Source organism: Paenibacillus sp. FSL H8-0537 (genome assembly GCF_038051995.1).
Taxonomy (GTDB): Bacteria; Bacillota; Bacilli; order Paenibacillales; family Paenibacillaceae; genus Pristimantibacillus.
Map to the genome: position 1 here is coordinate 1,295,453 of NZ_CP150290.1, position 17,103 is coordinate 1,312,555.

Consider the following 17,103-nt stretch of genomic DNA (forward strand, 5'->3'; position numbering starts at 1 on the left):
ACGTCCTAATTAGGCGTGCTTTTTATTTCAGCTATTGAAAGAGAGGTTCAGTAATGATTAGAGCAACGGATAACAATGAATATTATGAGCTGACCAGTCCGACAAGCCTTCCTAAGGCATCGGGATTTCTCTGGAATGAAAAAATGATGATTCATATGAATTGCCGCGGTTACGCTGTCGCCCAATTTATGCAGCCCGAGCCGGCGAAATATTCGTATGCCCCGAATTTGGAAGCGAAAACGTTTATGCAGCCGGAGCAGCCGTATTATGCTCATCACCCTGGACGTTTTGTTTATATTAAAGATGAAGAGAGCGGAGAGATTTTCTCTGCTCCCTATGAGCCGGTACGGAAATTAGCGGATAGCTATACGTTTGCAGTGGGCAAGCACGATATTCGCTGGACCATTGAAAGCGATGAGCTTTCCATTGAGATGAGCCTGCGCCTGCCTAAAGCCGATGCCTTGGAGCTATGGCGCATGAAGGTCACCAATCGGTCGCAAAAGCAACGCAAAATCAGCATCTACCCTTATTTTACGGTAGGCTATATGTCGTGGATGAATCAATCCGGTGCTTACGTAGAGAACCTGCAAGGCATTGTCTGCTCAGCGGTCACGCCGTACCAGAAGTATCAGGATTATAGTAAAATAAAAACCTACAGAGACAAGACGTTTTTGCTTGCTGATCACAAGCCTGCTGCTTGGGAAGTGAATCATGAAAGCTTTGAAGGCGAAGGCGGACTGCACTCGCCATCCGCGCTTCAAGGGGAAACCCTTTCGGGCGGAGATGCGCGTTATGAAACGCCAGTGTGCGCGCTTCAATACAGATTGGAGCTGGAAGCAGGGGCTGAGCAGGATTACCGCTTTATTTTTGGTCCGGCTTTTGATGAAGCGGAGATTGAAAAATTCCGCCAGCATTATTTTGTAAAGCGCAATGCCGCAGGGCAGGATGGATTCACCGCCGCTGAACAGGAGTATGCAGCCTATGTCGCCGAAGGACAAGGCAATATTCAAATTCAGACACCGGATGCCGGATTGGACAACTTCGTCAATCACTGGCTGCCGCGTCAAATGTATTATCACGGCAAAACGAACCGTCTGACGACAGATCCACAGACACGCAATTATTTGCAGGATAATATGGGCATGAGCTATATTCAGCCGCAAATTGCCAGAGACGCCTTCTTGACGGCGCTGTCGCAGCAGCATGCAAGCGGAGCGATGCCGGACGGCATTATTTTGCACCCGGATGCTGAGCTTAAATATATTAACCAGGTGCCTCATACGGACCACTGCGTCTGGCTGCCCGTATGTATGAGCACTTATCTGGATGAAACGAATGATTACAGCATTTTGGAGGAGCAGGTTGCTTTCTCAGACGATGCAAGGGCGGCATCGGTGCTGGAGCATATGAACCGCGCTATGAAGTGGCTCATGCATGACCGGGATGAGCGCGGCCTCAACTACATCAATCAAGGAGATTGGTGTGACCCGATGAACATGGTCGGCTATAAAGGCAAAGGCGTGTCGGGGTGGCTTACGATTGCGACCGCTTATGCGTTCAAAGTATGGGCCGACATTTGTGAGCAGGGCGGACATGCCGCCATTGCCGCAGAGTTCAGGCAAGCAGCTGATACGACCAACGCTGTAGCAAATGAGTATTTGTGGGATGGCGATTGGTACGCCCGCGGCATTACAGATGACAATGTCGTGTTTGGGATCAGCGAAGATCAGGAAGGCCGGATTTTTATTAATCCTCAAGGCTGGGCCTTGATGAGCGGAGCTGCTGATGCGGATAAGCAGGAGCGATTGATTCGGTCGGTTCAGGAACAGCTGGAGACGCCTTACGGCGTGGAGAAGCTGGCACCGTCCTTTACCGCGATGCGGGAAGATGTAGGCCGGGTTACGCAGAAGCATCCGGGCAGTGCCGAGAACGGCGCGGTGTATAACCATGCCGCTGCTTTTTACATCTACGCTTTGTATTTGGTGGGGGAGAAAGAGAATGCTTACCGACTGCTGCGAAAAATGATTCCTGGACCCGATTCCGAGGACATCCTCAGACGGGGCCAGCTGCCTGTCTTCATTCCGAATTATTATCGCGGTGCGTATAAACAGTTTCCGCGGACGGCAGGGCGCTCCAGCCATCTGTTCAATACCGGGACGGTTCCGTGGGTATATCGCTGCTTGATTGACGGGCTGTTCGGCTTGCAAGGCCACGCGCAAGGGCTTCAGGTGCGCCCGCAATTGCCTGCCGACTGGAACGAAGCTAGTGTGACGAGGTTATTCCGCGGAGCAAAGCTGCAGGTAAGCATGAAGCGTGATGCATCCGTTAATGGCGTAGAGGTATATGTAAATGGTGACTTAATTGAAGGCGACGTCATTAAGGATGTGCAAGCCGGAGCGAAATACGAAGTGCTGGTGAAGCTGCCGCTATAGAAATGAATAGTTTATCTTCGATTTGGGCGTATATGCAAAAGTGTCAAAGGACAGCTTCATTTTCTTCGTCTTGGTGGACACAGCAGCAGCTATTTCAACAGGATCTGGGATTTAGCACGGGTTGCGGACTCAGAGGCCGCTAATGCGCCGGAAAAGGTCATTTTGTATGGATGATGAGGGTGTTAGCGGATTTTCTGTCCGCTTAAGGGCTGAAATTGGATGAAAATCCAGAATAGCGGAACCTCAGTCCTCACAAAATGATAGGTGCATTACGAATAGCGTGATCGCAGCAGCAATCGCAGGCTGGGACACCCAGCCTTGGATCGTCAGATATGATTGGCCATGAATAAGCGCTAAGTAAGGGGCAAAGGGATGCCATTTATAATAAGTGCACAAGAAGATAATAATACGTCTTCAAGCAGCAGCGACGATTGATTAGGTCTTGTCTGAATCAACCATAATATCTGGCATCTTCAACAGCCAATCGGCGTAGTTGAAGATGCTTTTTTGCTTTCATTATCGGGCTTTCGCCATGAAGAGCTATCATTTCTAATGGCTAGCTCTGGCAAATCATGCGTTTCATTGTTATACTGAGTCTGCATCTGTCTATTCCATTGGTTGCACAGCAGGTCTGTCAGCTAATACAGGCGTAGGAGATGCTTTTTCATTTTTTGAAAATATAGGAAAGCATATGATTTCGCCATCCTTTCTCTATATTTCTCGGAATGAAACGCGCCGCGCCGCCAGAGGACGGCGAGAGTCGTTTCACCTTGGCTGATTTTAGGCAGCAAGCAACGGTCTCGATTTTGAGCCAACCATAAAGGAGTGATTTTTTGAGCAAGGCGAAGGGCAAGGGTGGAACAGGCAGGGGAACGGACAAGAAGGGCTGGAATCGGTGGCAGGCTAGTGCCAATAAAGCCAAAAACGCGCCTAAGCCTTATAAAAGCAAAGGGACTAAAAACCAGGATGGAGCCGCTGCTTCAGGTACTCAAAAAGGCGAGAAACCCAGCGTTTAGTCCAAAAATAAAAAACTTAAACGTTCCATATATTAACGCATAGCATGAATAATGATATTATAGAAGTAACTGAAATCTTGGGCAGCATGAAGCAGCGCTTTCCAGAAGGTTTTTTTTGAAAATATAAGCCTTTATAAGCTTCACCCTTATAAATGGACTTATATTCCACCTGCGAAACGGAAGCCTTGCCGCAAAGGATGGCTTCAGCCGTTTACGCTTGAATGTTTAAAAGGTTTTTAAAAAGATCAGACTCCATGTATAAGGAATTTGCATGGGCCTGGAGTCGATCGCACAAATTGAAGGAGTGGTAATCTGAGAAAGCAAAAACCAATGTCATTTGACGACCTGTTGAAGGAATTGCAGGGACAGAAAACAAACCAGGAAGATCCGAACGAGGTATCATTACAGGAGCTGTTTAATGATGCATTTATGAGCAAGCATTCCAGCAGCAGCAGCTTTGGGCAGTTTTTGGAGAAAGGCAACTTTCAAGCAGAGACGCATGAGGAGATCGACAACATTCCTGACGAGCTTTTTGATCGCCATGTTGCACGTGAGACCGAGTTTGCGGATTGGAAATCCATGCTCGATACAGCCACGAAAACTTATAAAGGCAAGGCATAAGCATCAACATGAAATAGGCTGCTAATGGATAGATGAGATGAACCCACACGCCATGCTTGGTGAGTTCGTCTCATTAACTTGGCCTATGCTATGGTGCAACAAAGCGGGCAAGGCGAAAGCCAAGATCGTCGATACAAAAAGGACGGATGACCGCGACGTCTGCACGTAGCCCCACACCCTCACCCCCGGGCCTTTTCAGCCCAACTGCCACCTCGAGAAATACGGTACGGTTCCTGCCAAGCAATTTGATCAAGCTCCCCATCCTCACTTATCGAATAACATTCCTTTAGACCTTCTTTCTGTATCCTTACGGCTTCGCGGAAAAGCTGGCCGCAGCGGCGCTGCCGAAGTCATGGATTGAGCCGCTGAATGATACGCTGTATGCGGAGCTGAGCGGCTTTCATCCGATTGCGATCTCCGAGGTTGCGCGGCGGAGCTATGAGGTTTTTCGGAAAATTGAGGCGGAATTGAATTATTCCTAATCTAGCGAAAAGGGCATTGGAGGGCGCTGTCCCTCCGGTGTCTTTTTTTTATGGAAAGGGCCGTATCTTAAAAATCAGATTGACAGTGAAATATTGGAAATGGTAGAATGCTTATTAATCCTATTCGATAAGTTTGTTTTAAGAGTATAAACACTAACGCTGCATCAATCTTGCCAATTGACAGCGCCATATAGGAGTGGGATAATAGCTTCGACTCTACCAATATTGGGTGTTTTATACAATGTGAATAAGGGAGATATGTTTCAATGAAAATTCATCTGCCGCTAGCTGATTCACCTATTTATGGCTATTTGCACCACGCGTATTTGTTCGGTATTATAGGACATTCCGAAAGCTTCCAACCGTGGATGCACAGCTATTACACCCAATTATTTTGCGCAAAAGATTTTGTAGAGCTAGCCTGCCCAGTGAATTTTTACCAATTGGATAATTGCCCGCTGCGGGAGACCCAAGCGATATCCCGTTCACTCGTCATTTCCTTAACGGACATCCACCGTTTTATTCACACGAGTCTTGAACAAGGCTATCATGTTCTCTCTTTCATCAATGAGTATTATATGCCCTACAGTGATTTTTTTGGCGTGAGGAATTTTACGCATGATCTGTTAATCAGCGGTTACGATAGCGAGCAGCAGAGCTATTTGGTGACTAATTTCGTAGACGGCAAATATCAGACGTTCTCCGTTTCCTATAACGATTATGAAAACGCATTCAATAATGCAGCCTATTATGACGAATACGGCAATTACGAAGAATATAAGACACGAATTTGCCTATACCGTGCCACCGATCACAAGTATGTGTTCTCGGCAGACTCCGTTCTCTATTTTCTTGAAGATTATCTCAGCGCTACGAATCGTCTGAAAACCATGTTCCACTCCGAAAGCAATCTGGCGTTCGGCATGGATGTGTACCGATACATTGCGGAGGAGCAAATGAAGGTAACCGAAGGAACCCGAGCGCCCGATGGCCGGCCGCTGCATATTTTGTGGGAGCATAAGAAGTGCATGCGTGCCAAAATCGAATATATGCTTGCTCAAGGCTACATCAAGGACGAAACGCTGTTAGCTGGCTATGAGCCAATCGAGAGGGACGTTAATCTTCAACGGGTAGCCTTTATGAAATATAGTCAGACCAGCAACCCTGACATTATTCATTCCATTAACAATAATCTGAACCGGATTAAAGAGCAGGAACAAGAGGTTCTGAACCGCCTGCATGATGAAATGCTAGCTTGCAAGAGCTATTTTCCAAAAGCAGATTGGGTGCGAGTTTAGAATGGATGAGGAACGGAATTAAAATGGACTAAAAATATTTTCTACATAAGGAGACTTAACGATGGCTAATGTTCAAACGTTTAAGGCAACGGCGCATTTACAGGATGGGGTTAGAGTCAAAGCGACAGCTAGACAGTTCGAATTGACGATAGATGAGCCGAAGAGTCTCGGAGGAACGGATACGGGGATGAATCCTGTAGAAGCGCTGCTTGCCTCATTAGGCGCATGCCAGTCTATTGTTGCCCGGGTTTATGCTCCCAAGTTTGATGTAAAGCTTGACGATTTCCAAGTTGAGGTTGAAGGCGAGCTTGATCTCGATGGTTTTTTCAATAAAAGCGAGGTTCGCCCTGGCTATTCCGACATCCGCTATACGTTCAAGATCAAAACAGATTCGCCCAAGGAGAAGGTAGAAGCCTTCGTTCGATTTTTGGAGAGCAAATGCCCAGTAGGGGATACGATTGCTAACCCGGTGCATATGAAATTAGAACAGATTATTATTGAAAATACCAAGTCGGCTGCGTTGTAAGCTGCTTACGCTTTTTTTGTGCAAAGCATAAAGCCCGTGGTCTCTTATGAGATCGCGGGCTTTATCCGGGTTGTGTGCAAGACGGAGCCAGCTCGCTGCTACTTGCCTAGCGCCTAATCTAGACCAATCTCATCTAATGATTCGAGGTTTGAGAAACGCTGCATGCGATAGCGGCTGGAAACCCTGTTGCTGTGGCTGCTGTGAGTACGTTTGCTGTGCGTGCTGTTGTTGCGAGTACTGTGGCTGAAAGCACGCAGCTCTGAAGGCACTCTCCTTTTTTTGAAGGACACAGATTCCGCTATTCTGGCTTTTTCCCGGATTTCAGGTCGCACGCGGACAGGAAATCCGCTATTGTCCTCCTCAACCCGTCAAAATAGCTAATATCAGCTCATTAGCGTCTCCTGAGTCCGCAGCCTGTGCCATAACCGTGATTCTGCTGTAATAGCGGCTGCTGTGTCCACCAAGTCTATGTTTGTATAGGGAGTACACTCCTGAAACGAAGAGCATGAATTTAGCTCACATACATATGGACCTATGTCCTAGTTTAAGGGCTAATTGCTGATGAAAAAAATGACTTTATAGTATAATCAATGATATACGCATATCCATTGAAACATTAAATGAAGCCATTCAATACCTTCCTTTTAAATGGGAAAGGTTGTGAGTTCAGTCGCTTTTTTCGTTCAATCATACAGGCTGGGGTGCTATTATGTTTGGTGTTATTGTATTTTCCTTAATTATGTCTAACTTATTGAACTAATTTTTGAACTAATTAACTGAAAGGGGCTATTTATGGACAGCAACCAAACGACTTTTGAAACGATCGACGAATATATCGCGGGACACCCGCAAGAAATCCAAGCGCTGCTGCAGGAGATGAGGAAGGTCATCAAAGAGGCGGCACCGGAAGCGACGGAGAAGATCAGCTACCAAATGCCGACGTTTGCGCTGCATGGCAATTTGGTGCATTTTGCGGCGTACAAAAACCATATCGGGTTTTATCCTGCTCCGAGAGGCATTGAAGCTTTCAAAGAGGAATTGTCCGTGTATAAAGGGGCAAAGGGCTCTGTTCAGTTTCCTTTGGACAAGCCACTTCCTTATGAACTAATCGGCAGAATCGTTGCATTTAGAGTGGCTGAGAACATCAAAAAAGCACAAGAGAAGCGGAGCAAGAAAAAATAAAAGGCGCAGCGCCGATAAGTAGGGAGCAAATAACGAGATGGAACTTTCACAGCAGCTATCGGACATTCATGCTATTGAACAATCGCTAAAGCTTACTTTTCCAGCAGCGTATAAGGCTTTTCTGACAACGGATGAGAAGCAATCCGCTAATCCTAATACAGAATATGACCTCGTCGATTTTAACGGCTACACCGCTTGGGGTATTCGGTTTATTAAGCTGGATGCCTCCTATCCTGAAAATCTCGAAGCGATCGCCGAGGTTGTTCTTCAGCCGCGCAAATTAATTCCATTCGCTTGGAGCATCAGCAGCGGAGACTGGCTTGTTTTTGATTATCGCGAGTCCGATGAGAATCCTGGCCTTTTATATATCGATCATGAAATGGCTCTCTGTTTAGAGGATGCGGAGTCTGAGGCGCAAAGCGAGAACATAACGGTCGAAGAAATGATGGAAGGTAATCTATCCGTTTTGTGTGAAAATTTCGAGATGTTTCATGCAGCGTTGAAGCTCGCGACAGACGACACAGTCGCGACAGACGAGGTAGACGATGATGAAGACGATTATGAAGACGATGTACGCATCACTGAAAAATAAACTGGAGCAGCCCTCTGCGATAAAATGGTTTGCAGGCGAGGTCCTGCGCGAGGACTGCCACGGTGGAGATGTCGAAGTCTATGCGCAATCGTTCGACCCGTTTTTTGAGAAGCTAATCGATGAGCGCTCCTAACCTATTTGTAACAGCAGCTATTAGTTTTTTAAAATATAAGCGGAGTATAAGTTTCCCCCTTATACTGCGCTTATATTTCACCGCGAAACGTTAGCTTTACCGCCAGAGGACGGCTATCGGCCGTTTACGCTTGTTCAGCGAAGGATTGTCCTTTGGCGGCGAGAGCTTCCTGGATGATCCTTATTGCTTTAGGTCCTACCCCGTGAAGCTTGAGCACCTCCGCCTCGGTAAGTTTAGTGAATTGCTCCAGCTGCAAGTATCCTGCTGCGGTGAATGCGCGTGTTGCAGGTTTACCGACATTGGGCAAATCGCTTGCTTTCTCTTGATCAGGCAACAGATTGGATGATTCCACGTAGATCACTCCTTATAAAATGTAGGTTTTCCTTGATACCTATCATTCGGGAAAGCCTTTATGATTTCCTCCCTTCCGATGAGCCATTCGTACGATTTCACAATCAAGCATTGTATATGAGAATCATTATCACTTATAATAGAAGGACAAGAACAATCGATGTGGATCGACATGGGTGCATACTAGCAGCATGAGGAAAGGAAGGATAGGGCACGGTGAATCAGAGTGAGCATATATTGCTGTGGAACCAGGCCTCCATTCGCGTGATGGACGTGCGGCATACGATGATGGAGCGAGGAGAGGAGCTGCGATCTTATCGTCTGCCGGCGAGCGCTTTTCTGTACACGACTCGTGGAAATGCTGAAGTGCGGCTGGATGGCAAGACGGTGCTGGTGGAGCGTTTTCATGTGCTGCATGGCGGGAAAGGCATGTGTCTGGACATTGTGCCAGATGATTTGTTGGAATATTACTTGATTTTGTACAAAGCGGTTCTGCCGCTGCCGAGCCGTCAGGAGCTGGTTCAGCTGATGGAGCAGCATAATCCGTTTCAGCTGCAATACAGCTTTGTTTCCCGCCAGCCCATTGCTTTGCTTGATAAAATACAACGCATGGAGCGGGAATGGCAGCATCCGAACGTGCTGGATCAACTATATATTAAGACGCTGTTTTACCAATTTATCCATGAATTATTTCAGCAGCTTTCCAATCAAGACATCCATGTGCAAAAAGCGGACTACGTCTCGCAAGCCATTCGCTACATGCAGGAGCATTACGCAAAGCGTATTGCGCTCGGCGAGCTTGCGGAGCTGCTGGATTGCAGCGTCAGCTACTTGTCCCGCAAGTTCAAGCAGGCGATTGGACAAAGTCCGATCGACTATTTGATTGCGCTGCGCATCGGCAAGGCGAAGGAGCTGCTGCTTGGAACGGAGGCGACGCTGCAGGAAGTAGCCGAAAGCGTAGGCTTTCCGGACGACAGCTATTTTAATCGCATTTTCAAAAAGCATACCGGCATGTCGCTGGGGCAATACAAAGCGAAGGTTCAAAATAATCCTGTACCCGGTTCAAGATATGCCCTTGTCCCGCGGAGGCTCAAACGGTATAGTGAGTATGGTTATGAAAATCATTCTCACTACAAGGAAGAGGGGCCTTTATTTATGTACAGAGAATCAAAAATATCCATGATGGCGGCGGTGCTTATTTGCTTTACACTGCTGCTTAGCGCTTGCGGAGCAGGCACATCCAGCACGAACGCGACGACAAATACGAGCTCGGCTTCGCCAAGCAGCAATGCGGCAGCTTCTACGCCAGCCGCTACCGATACGGCTACAGCAGATGCTTCCCGCGTCATCAAGCATGCGATGGGCGAAGTGACCTTGACGGGAACGCCGGAGCGCGTCGTTATTTTGACGAATGAAGGAACAGAGGCGCTGCTTGCGGTAGGCATCAAGCCGGTTGGCGCGGTTCAATCGTGGGTTGGCGATCCGTGGTACGAGCATATTAAAGATGAAATGGAGGATGTGACGGTTGTAGGCGATGAATTGCAGCCGAACATCGAGCTGATTGCCAGCCTGAAGCCGGATTTAATTATCGGGAACAAGGTAAGACAAGAGAAAATTTATGAGCAGCTGAACCAGATTGCACCTACTGTATTTGCCGAGGATCTGGCTGGCGATTGGAAAATTAATTTCAAGCTGTATATTCAAGCGGTGAATAAACAGGATGAAGGCGACAAAGCGATGGAGGAATTTGATAAGCGCGTCGCTGAGGTGAAAGCGAAGGTTGGCGATAAAGCGGCAACGAAAGTGTCCGTAGCCCGCTTCTCCGCTTCCCAAGTGCGCATTTATCAGAAGCAAACATTCTCTGGTGTGCTTCTTGAACAGCTTGGCTTTGCTCGTCCAGAATCACAGGATGTGGATTCCTTTATTGAAGTGATGTCCAAAGAAAGCATTCCGAAGATGGACGGGGACGTATTGTTCTACTTCGTAACAGAAGCGGCAGGAAAGACGGATGCGGCTAAAGTAGTGGAAGAGTGGATGAATGATCCGCTGTTCAAAAACCTTGACGTAGCGAAAAATAATAAAGTCGTTCAAGTAGATGAGGCGATCTGGAATACAGCCGGAGGCTACAAGGCGGCCAATCTGCTGCTGGATGAAATTGTGAAATATTTCGACATTCAATAAAGAGACTGAAACAAATGAGCAGGCTGACGTCATTTTTATTGGCGTCGGCTTCTTTTATTGAGGAAAGACAGGAGGAAAAGCGATGTCTAGGTGGATGGAGAGACCAGGCAGCAAGCTTGCTGTACTCGCAGCAGGAGTCGTTATATTGCTTATTTGCATGCTAGCGAGCGTACTATTTGGGCTCCAGCAATTTGGCTTAAAAGATTTGTGGCTCGCCTACAGCCAGTTCGATGGCTCGAACGAGCATCTAATTTTGACTCATACCCGCGTGCCTCGTACGCTTATTGCGGCGGTGGTAGGAGCGAGCCTTGCGGTGGCCGGCGCTATTATGCAGGTGCTGACACGCAATCCGCTTGCGTCGCCGTCGATTTTCGGCATTAATTCTGGTGCGGTTCTGTTTATTGTTGTTGGGCTTGCCTTGTTCGGCTCGTCGCTGACGATGAACCATATGATTGGGCTTGCTTTTATCGGAGCGGCGGTCACAGCTATGTTCGTCTATGCGCTTGGCATGCAGGGAAGAGGAGGCTTTGAGCCGATTCGGCTCACCTTGGCGGGAGCTTGTGTAGCGGCATTTGCGAGCTCGGTTACCTCGGGCCTTATTTTAATCAATAAGCAGTCGCTTGAATCGGCGTTGTTCTGGATGGTCGGCTCGGTGTCAGGAAGGGAGCTGAACCATCTTGTGATGGTGCTGCCGTACATAATCGCTGGGCTGCTGCTCGCGTTCCTGCTCTCGGGCTCCTTGAATGTGATGGCACTCGGGGACGATAATGCGAAGGGGCTCGGGCAGCGTCTGCTGCTGATCCGCCTTCTGTGCACAGCAGCTGTCGTGCTGCTTGCCGGCAGTGCCGTTTCTGCTGCGGGGCCGATTGCTTTCATCGGTCTGGTGATTCCTCATTTATGCCGGGCGCTGGTTGGAAATGATCACCGCTGGCTGCTTCCCTACTGTGCAGTGGCAGGGGCATTGCTGCTGGTGGCGGCCGATCTGCTGTCCCGATTCGTGCTCCTGCCGAAGGAGGTTCCAGTAGGCGTTGCAACGGCGCTTATTGGCGTGCCGTTCCTGATTCATGTGGCGAGGAGGAAGAAATATGCCTAAGCAGCGCACAGGAAAAAATATTTCGCTTCTGCTTGCGTTAAGCCTCGTACTCGTTGGTTTAAGTATTTTATGCTTATCGCTGGGCAGCGTCGCTATTCCGATTAAGGAAGTGCTGCTGTCGCTGTTGGGCCGCAATACGGAGGACAGCGATTTAATTATTATGCAGTTTCGTTTGCCGCGCATTTTAGCCGCCTTGCTCATTGGCGCAGCGTTAGCGGTAGCAGGCTCCTTGCTGCAGGGCGTCATTCGCAATTCGCTGGCATCGCCGGATTTGCTTGGCGTAACGGGCGGCGCGTCTGTCGCAGTGGTCGGCTTTATGACGTTGTTCACTGGCTACAGCATCCACTTCGTTCCGGTTATTGCGATTTTGGGCGCTTTTGTGGCGGCGGCGCTTAACTACGGCTTGGCTTGGAAAAAAGGCGTCTCCACGCTGCGGCTCGTGCTGATCGGCATCGGCATATCGACGGCGATGAGCGCCCTTACGATGTTTCTGCTCATTAGCGGTCCCGCTTATTTGGCGGCTCAGGTGCTGAACTGGATGACGGGCAGCATTTACGGCACGAACTGGTCGTATATTAAAGCGCTGTGGCCGTGGGTCGTTGTGTTTATCCCATTGGCGCTGCTTTTTGCCAAGGAGTTGAATGTGCAAGCCTTGGGCGAGGACGTCGCGCGCGGCTTGGGAAGTCGGCTTCAGCTAAGCCGCATGCTGCTGCTGTTCTTTAGTGTGGCTCTGGCGGGAGCGGCTGTCGGCATTGCCGGAACGATTTCTTTTATCGGGCTGCTTGCGCCTCATATGGCTAGGAGAATTGCGGGACATTCGTATGCGATGGTCATTCCGGTGTCTGCGCTGCTGGGCGCGATTGTTCTGCTGCTTGCCGATTTAGCAGGGCGCATGCTGTTTATGCCGCTGGATATTCCCGCTGGGGTGTTTACCGCAGGAGTCGGGGCTCCGTTTTTTATGTATTTGCTGTTTAAACGCAAGGCTGGTGTTTAGCCATCCGGATAAGATTGTCATGCAGGCACTTGAGTACCGAAAGGCAGCTTCGGGCCTGGCATTTTGCCGGACACAGGCGCCGCTAGTCTAACCGAAGCATGGGTTATCGTATTGGCCGCGGACACAGGAGCCGTTAATGCGCTGCACAATGCTATTTTGACAGGTGGATGAAGGTGCTAACGGCTTTCCTGTCCGCTTATGCCCTGAAATGGGCTCAAAAACCAGCATAGCGGAACCTCAGTCCTTCAAAAAAGTCAGCAACTGGAATGGCCTGCTTTCACTTTCAGATTCAACTAGCTTCGAGGCAGCTTGCGCTTTTTTGGCTGCGGGGCTATGCTGAATTTAAAGATTTGTATCAGGGAGATGAAGCAATGCTGACGTTGCAATGTACGAAAAAGCTCGAGAGCGAGCTTGGGATGATGGATTTTGTGGCAGTGCCGACGGCGGTAGATCCGCTATTTGGCTGGCATGCCCATCTGTTTTTGCTGAATCGCCGGAAATGCGTGTTGGTTATGAATAATGAGACCCGATATAACTTTGTGCTGCATGGCTTGAAAAAGCAGGATTTCAAACGATTCCATGAGCTTGTAGCAGAGAGCATCGCTGAAAATTTGCTTGCTGATAAAGCGGACAAGCAGGTTATAGAACGCTATCTGCAAAGCGCTGATGCATTCAGCTTTACGAAGACGAGTGATCGCAGCATCATTAGTCAAATAAACGACATGATCCTGATCATCAAGCATATGCACCAGTATCAAATGGATGAAACGGGAGAATTGCCTGCCCAATGGTTCAACAAATTGAACCGCAGAATTAACAAAGTACCTATGTTGAAATTGCCCTTGGCTTATTCGGGTGAAACGATGCTGGCGGCGCTGAATAGTCGGCAGCTGTAGGTTTTTAATGAGGATTTGCAAATGGCATATTTTTTGGAACAGAAGGCCACCCCTCAAGGGGTGGTCTTCTTGCGTGAAAAAGGGAGAAAATGATCGAATCCACATAAATTTTAAATGTAAGAAGAGGAATATGTTGGATATTGTCGAATGTATGTTCTATGATTTTATACCCTGTATTGAGTGTTGAATAGGCATTTAAATCTAGTTCAGGAGGCGCTATGTCATATATTGCACATATTCGGGAAAAAGACGGCAAAATTCAAACCGTCCACGAGCATTTGAAAGAGGTAAAGGAAGGCTGCGAGCAGCTTGGAGGCAAGATTGGAGCCAGTCATCTGGCGGGACTGGCAGGTTGGCTTCATGACTTGGGCAAAAATACGACCGCTTTTAGGAATTATATTCAGCTAGCCGTAGCGGCGGCCCATGATAAGGATGTGAGGGCGCCTAAAAGAGGCTCAGTCGATCATTCGACCGCAGGCGGCAGACTGATTTATCGCAGGTACCATAAGAAAAGTTCGAAGCAGGCCGAGAAAATGGCAGCAGAATGGATCGCTAACTGTATTATTTCCCATCATCAAGGGCTTCGGGATCTTATTGATCCGAGTAAAACATCACCCTTTCTAAAAAGAGTGGATGAGCAGAAGGACGCGGAAATTGAACAGGGCTATGAGCAAGCGAGTGCGGTGTTCTTCGGGCAGTATACCGAAGCCGAGCTGGACGCATATTTTGCCAAGGCTGCCGCCGAGCTGAAACAGCTTGTAGCGGTTATGAAGAAATATAAATTGCCGAGAATTACCTGTTCGCTGCTGATCAAGTATATTTTCAGCTGCCTGATTGATGCGGATCGGACCAATTCGCGGCAGTTTGAAGAGGAGGAGGCGGTAGAGCCAGCGGAGGATCATGGTCCATTTTTCAAGAGAAGCTATGAGGCTTTAATGAGGAAGCTGGACGAAATGGACGAAGCGGAGGACGCCGACCATCCGATTAACCGACTGAGACGGGAGATGTCGCTGCAATGTGATGCTTTTGCGCTGCGCCCGTCAGGTATTTATACGTTGTCGATTCCTACCGGAGGCGGCAAGACGTTGGCAAGCTTACGTTATGCTTTAAAGCACGCGATCGAGACAGGGAAGCAGCGAATTATCTATATCGTTCCATACACGACCATAATTGAGCAGAACGCGCAAGAAATTAGGGATATTTTGCAGGAGCACGATATGATTTTGGAGCATCATTCGAATGTCATTGAGGAGCCTGATCCGCCAGAAGATGCGGCCGAGGCCGAAGCTTATGATGCTCGGCGCAAGCAGATCAAATTGGCGAGAGATACGTGGGATCGCCCGATTATTTTTACAACGATGGTTCAGTTTCTGAATACGTTTTATGCGAAGGGCACGCGGAATGTACGGAGGCTGCACCAGCTTTCGGATGCGGTCATTATTTTCGATGAGGTACAGTCTGTACCGATTAAGTGTATTTCTTTGTTTAACGCGGCATTGAATTTTCTACATGCCTTTGGACGCTCCAGCCTGCTGCTTTGTACGGCGACGCAGCCTGCTCTGGATGGAGTGAAGCATCGGCTACATTTGCAAGAAGATGCTGAAATGATCGAAAATCTGGATGAAGTAGGTCGGAGCTTTAAGCGGGTGGAGGTTGTAGATCGAACGACTCCGAGCGGCTGGAAGGCAGATGAACTGGCGGATTTTGTGCTGGACAGGATGGATGAGATCGACAGTACGCTGGTGATATTGAATACGAAGTCGGCTGTGCGCAAGCTGTTCGCTGAGCTGGAGGAGCGTCAGAAGTCAGGAGACTGTGATGCACGGCTGTTTCATCTAAGCACGAATATGTGCGCGGCGCATCGGAAGGACGTGCTTGAAAAGCTGATAAAAGCACTCGCTGCGGAAGAAAAGGAACGGGTCATTTGCGTCAGCACGCAGCTTATTGAAGCAGGCGTGAACATTAGCTTTGAATGTGTTGTTCGCTCCCTTGCAGGACTGGACTCTATTGCGCAAGCAGCGGGTAGATGCAATCGACATGGGAAGGATGCTGTTCGGAGCGTTTATATAATTAAGTCTGCGGATGAGGTGCTGACGCATTTGAAGGAAATTAGCATCGGTGCGGAGCAGACACAGCGCATATTGGACGATATGAGGGACGATCCGAAGCTGTATGGGGGAGAGCTGCTGTCGAAAGCGGCGATGCAGGCTTATTTTAAATACTACTATGCTCTGATTGAAAATAAAATGCAGTACCACGTAGAGAAGCTTGATGAAAATATTTTTGAGCTGCTGGAGCAAAACGATAAATTTGCTGCTGGATATAAAGGGAAGCATGGGAAGCTGCCTGAGTTGATTAGCTTCTCGGCACTCGCTACAGCGGAGCAGTATTTTGAAGTCATTAGTAGTGCGGCGCGAACGGTACTGGTTCCTTATAACGAGGAAGCTAGAGAGTTGATTCTTGACTTGAACGGCGAGCTGAAGGCAGGAGAACTGGGCGAGCTACTGCGTAAGCTTCAGCCTTATGTTGTCAATATTTATGAGAATGAGTTTAGGCAGCTTGAAAAAAATGGTGATGTTCAATATCTGCTGCATGGCGAGGTGCTGGCATTGAGGGAAACAGCCTATTCTGAGCAGTTTGGTGTGGAGACGGGTGGCGAAGGGGAATGGTCGTCAGCGATCATTGGATGAAAAGTGAAAAACCCACCTACGGGTGGGTTTTCAAATACAAATACAAATGCAAAAACATAAATTTCAATCCACACTTTTAAAAGTGACAACTTCCAACTGCTAAATCGGTTATTTTCAAAGATGTAATTGTAGTGTAGCACAGGATACTTTTTGCAAACAATCAGATGATAAAATATTGATTAAAATGGTAATTTGAGGTAATATTTAAGTTTTTTTTCATTCAAATGATAAAAACCATAAGAAGGTATTTAAGGGTAATGGTTTAAGCCGACTTTTCGTCCAATGAGGAGGTGAGTAAATATAGCAGATAATCGCAGAAGTCTAGTTGATGCTGAAACGTCCATTTTTCGCGAAATACTTACTGTAGTAATGGAGACAGCATATTTAAATGAAGCTAGGCTTTCCCTTTATAGTTCTGCAACTGGTTATAGGCTCAGTGCAATTAAAGCATGGCGCAAAGTCTACGAACAAGTCTGTGGAGAAAGCTTATCGGCAAGGTATTAAGTAAGCGTTGTTTGAAACTAGTAAGGCGTATATTGCAAAGTTTCTAACAGTAACTTAAATAATATCGAGGTTTCGTGAAGGCTGCGGGCAGTTCATCCAAGTCTTCACGAAG

The 17,103-nt window shown here is 48.0% G+C and carries 14 protein-coding genes and 1 pseudogene; 14 read left to right on the top strand and 1 reads right to left on the bottom strand.

Annotated features, from left to right (window positions below; genetic code table 11):
• Positions 1 to 53 precede the first annotated feature (53 nt).
• From MHB80_RS05220 to MHB80_RS05260, 9 genes and pseudogenes are all read left to right on the top strand, one after another.
• Positions 54 to 2,432 (top strand): NdvB protein, encoded by a 2,379-nt coding sequence (locus tag MHB80_RS05220; RefSeq protein WP_341281186.1) that lies wholly within the window; start codon positions 54 to 56, stop codon positions 2,430 to 2,432.
• 833 nt (positions 2,433 to 3,265) lie between these two features.
• The gene (locus tag MHB80_RS05225; protein WP_341281187.1) at positions 3,266 to 3,448 is read left to right on the top strand and encodes a DUF3934 family protein; all 183 of its coding nucleotides are present in this window, start codon (positions 3,266 to 3,268) and stop codon (positions 3,446 to 3,448) included.
• A gap of 330 nt (positions 3,449 to 3,778) precedes the next feature.
• On the top strand, positions 3,779 to 4,069 hold the full coding sequence (locus tag MHB80_RS05230; protein ID WP_341281188.1) for a hypothetical protein: 291 nt from the start codon (positions 3,779 to 3,781) through the stop codon (positions 4,067 to 4,069).
• A 326-nt stretch (positions 4,070 to 4,395) separates the two neighbouring features.
• Positions 4,396 to 4,551: pseudogene (locus MHB80_RS05235) on the top strand (ADP-ribosylglycohydrolase family protein); the annotation flags it as partial.
• Between the two features lie 266 nt (positions 4,552 to 4,817).
• Positions 4,818 to 5,849 (top strand): hypothetical protein, encoded by a 1,032-nt coding sequence (locus MHB80_RS05240; protein ID WP_341281189.1) that lies wholly within the window; start codon positions 4,818 to 4,820, stop codon positions 5,847 to 5,849.
• Positions 5,850 to 5,910: 61 nt separating this feature from the next.
• On the top strand, positions 5,911 to 6,375 hold the full coding sequence (locus MHB80_RS05245) for an OsmC family protein (RefSeq protein ID WP_341281190.1): 465 nt from the start codon (positions 5,911 to 5,913) through the stop codon (positions 6,373 to 6,375).
• 792 nt (positions 6,376 to 7,167) lie between these two features.
• Complete coding sequence (locus MHB80_RS05250) at positions 7,168 to 7,557, top strand: DUF1801 domain-containing protein (RefSeq protein ID WP_341281191.1); 390 nt, start codon at positions 7,168 to 7,170, stop codon at positions 7,555 to 7,557.
• Between the two features lie 37 nt (positions 7,558 to 7,594).
• Positions 7,595 to 8,149 carry an SMI1/KNR4 family protein gene (locus tag MHB80_RS05255; RefSeq protein WP_341281192.1) on the top strand — a complete coding sequence of 185 codons (555 nt, stop codon included), beginning with the start codon at positions 7,595 to 7,597 and terminating at the stop codon, positions 8,147 to 8,149.
• Complete coding sequence (locus MHB80_RS05260) at positions 8,103 to 8,282, top strand: hypothetical protein (RefSeq protein ID WP_341281193.1); 180 nt, start codon at positions 8,103 to 8,105, stop codon at positions 8,280 to 8,282. Before MHB80_RS05255 ends, MHB80_RS05260 begins: the two co-directional genes overlap by 47 nt.
• Before the next feature lie 124 nt (positions 8,283 to 8,406).
• Here the strand turns inward: MHB80_RS05260 and MHB80_RS05265 are convergent, their stop codons facing one another.
• Positions 8,407 to 8,634 (bottom strand): DNA-binding protein, encoded by a 228-nt coding sequence (locus tag MHB80_RS05265; RefSeq protein ID WP_341281194.1) that lies wholly within the window; start codon positions 8,632 to 8,634, stop codon positions 8,407 to 8,409.
• Between the two features lie 215 nt (positions 8,635 to 8,849).
• Here MHB80_RS05265 and MHB80_RS05270 point away from each other — a divergent pair, with 215 nt between their 5' ends.
• The 5 genes from MHB80_RS05270 (at position 8,850) to cas3 (ending at position 16,487) form a co-directional block, all read left to right on the top strand.
• The gene (locus MHB80_RS05270; RefSeq protein WP_341281195.1) at positions 8,850 to 10,814 is read left to right on the top strand and encodes an AraC family transcriptional regulator; all 1,965 of its coding nucleotides are present in this window, start codon (positions 8,850 to 8,852) and stop codon (positions 10,812 to 10,814) included.
• Between the two features lie 82 nt (positions 10,815 to 10,896).
• On the top strand, positions 10,897 to 11,907 hold the full coding sequence (locus MHB80_RS05275; protein WP_341281196.1) for an iron ABC transporter permease: 1,011 nt from the start codon (positions 10,897 to 10,899) through the stop codon (positions 11,905 to 11,907).
• Positions 11,900 to 12,901, top strand: coding sequence for an iron ABC transporter permease (locus MHB80_RS05280; RefSeq protein ID WP_341281197.1), 1,002 nt, complete (start codon positions 11,900 to 11,902; stop codon positions 12,899 to 12,901). The genes MHB80_RS05275 and MHB80_RS05280 overlap by 8 nt, the downstream gene beginning before the upstream one ends.
• A gap of 371 nt (positions 12,902 to 13,272) precedes the next feature.
• Complete coding sequence (locus MHB80_RS05285; protein ID WP_341281198.1) at positions 13,273 to 13,797, top strand: hypothetical protein; 525 nt, start codon at positions 13,273 to 13,275, stop codon at positions 13,795 to 13,797.
• A 218-nt stretch (positions 13,798 to 14,015) separates the two neighbouring features.
• Entirely contained in the window at positions 14,016 to 16,487 is a 2,472-nt protein-coding gene (cas3, locus tag MHB80_RS05290; protein WP_341281199.1) for a CRISPR-associated helicase Cas3', read from the top strand.
• The last annotated feature ends 616 nt before the right edge of the window (positions 16,488 to 17,103 follow it).

Bases quoted from the DNA above. Each gene is read 5' to 3' on its own strand.
- cas3 (WP_341281199.1), top strand. From the start codon at position 14,016: ATGTCATATATTGCACATATTCGGGAAAAAGACGGCAAAATTCAAACC.
- MHB80_RS05220 (WP_341281186.1), top strand. From the start codon at position 54: ATGATTAGAGCAACGGATAACAATGAATATTATGAGCTGACCAGTCCG.
- MHB80_RS05250 (WP_341281191.1), top strand. From the start codon at position 7,168: ATGGACAGCAACCAAACGACTTTTGAAACGATCGACGAATATATCGCG.
- MHB80_RS05275 (WP_341281196.1), top strand. From the start codon at position 10,897: ATGTCTAGGTGGATGGAGAGACCAGGCAGCAAGCTTGCTGTACTCGCA.
- MHB80_RS05245 (WP_341281190.1), top strand. From the start codon at position 5,911: ATGGCTAATGTTCAAACGTTTAAGGCAACGGCGCATTTACAGGATGGG.
- MHB80_RS05230 (WP_341281188.1), top strand. From the start codon at position 3,779: ATGTCATTTGACGACCTGTTGAAGGAATTGCAGGGACAGAAAACAAAC.
- MHB80_RS05260 (WP_341281193.1), top strand. From the start codon at position 8,103: ATGATGAAGACGATTATGAAGACGATGTACGCATCACTGAAAAATAAA.
- MHB80_RS05280 (WP_341281197.1), top strand. From the start codon at position 11,900: ATGCCTAAGCAGCGCACAGGAAAAAATATTTCGCTTCTGCTTGCGTTA.
- MHB80_RS05285 (WP_341281198.1), top strand. From the start codon at position 13,273: ATGCTGACGTTGCAATGTACGAAAAAGCTCGAGAGCGAGCTTGGGATG.
- MHB80_RS05240 (WP_341281189.1), top strand. From the start codon at position 4,818: ATGAAAATTCATCTGCCGCTAGCTGATTCACCTATTTATGGCTATTTG.
- MHB80_RS05255 (WP_341281192.1), top strand. From the start codon at position 7,595: ATGGAACTTTCACAGCAGCTATCGGACATTCATGCTATTGAACAATCG.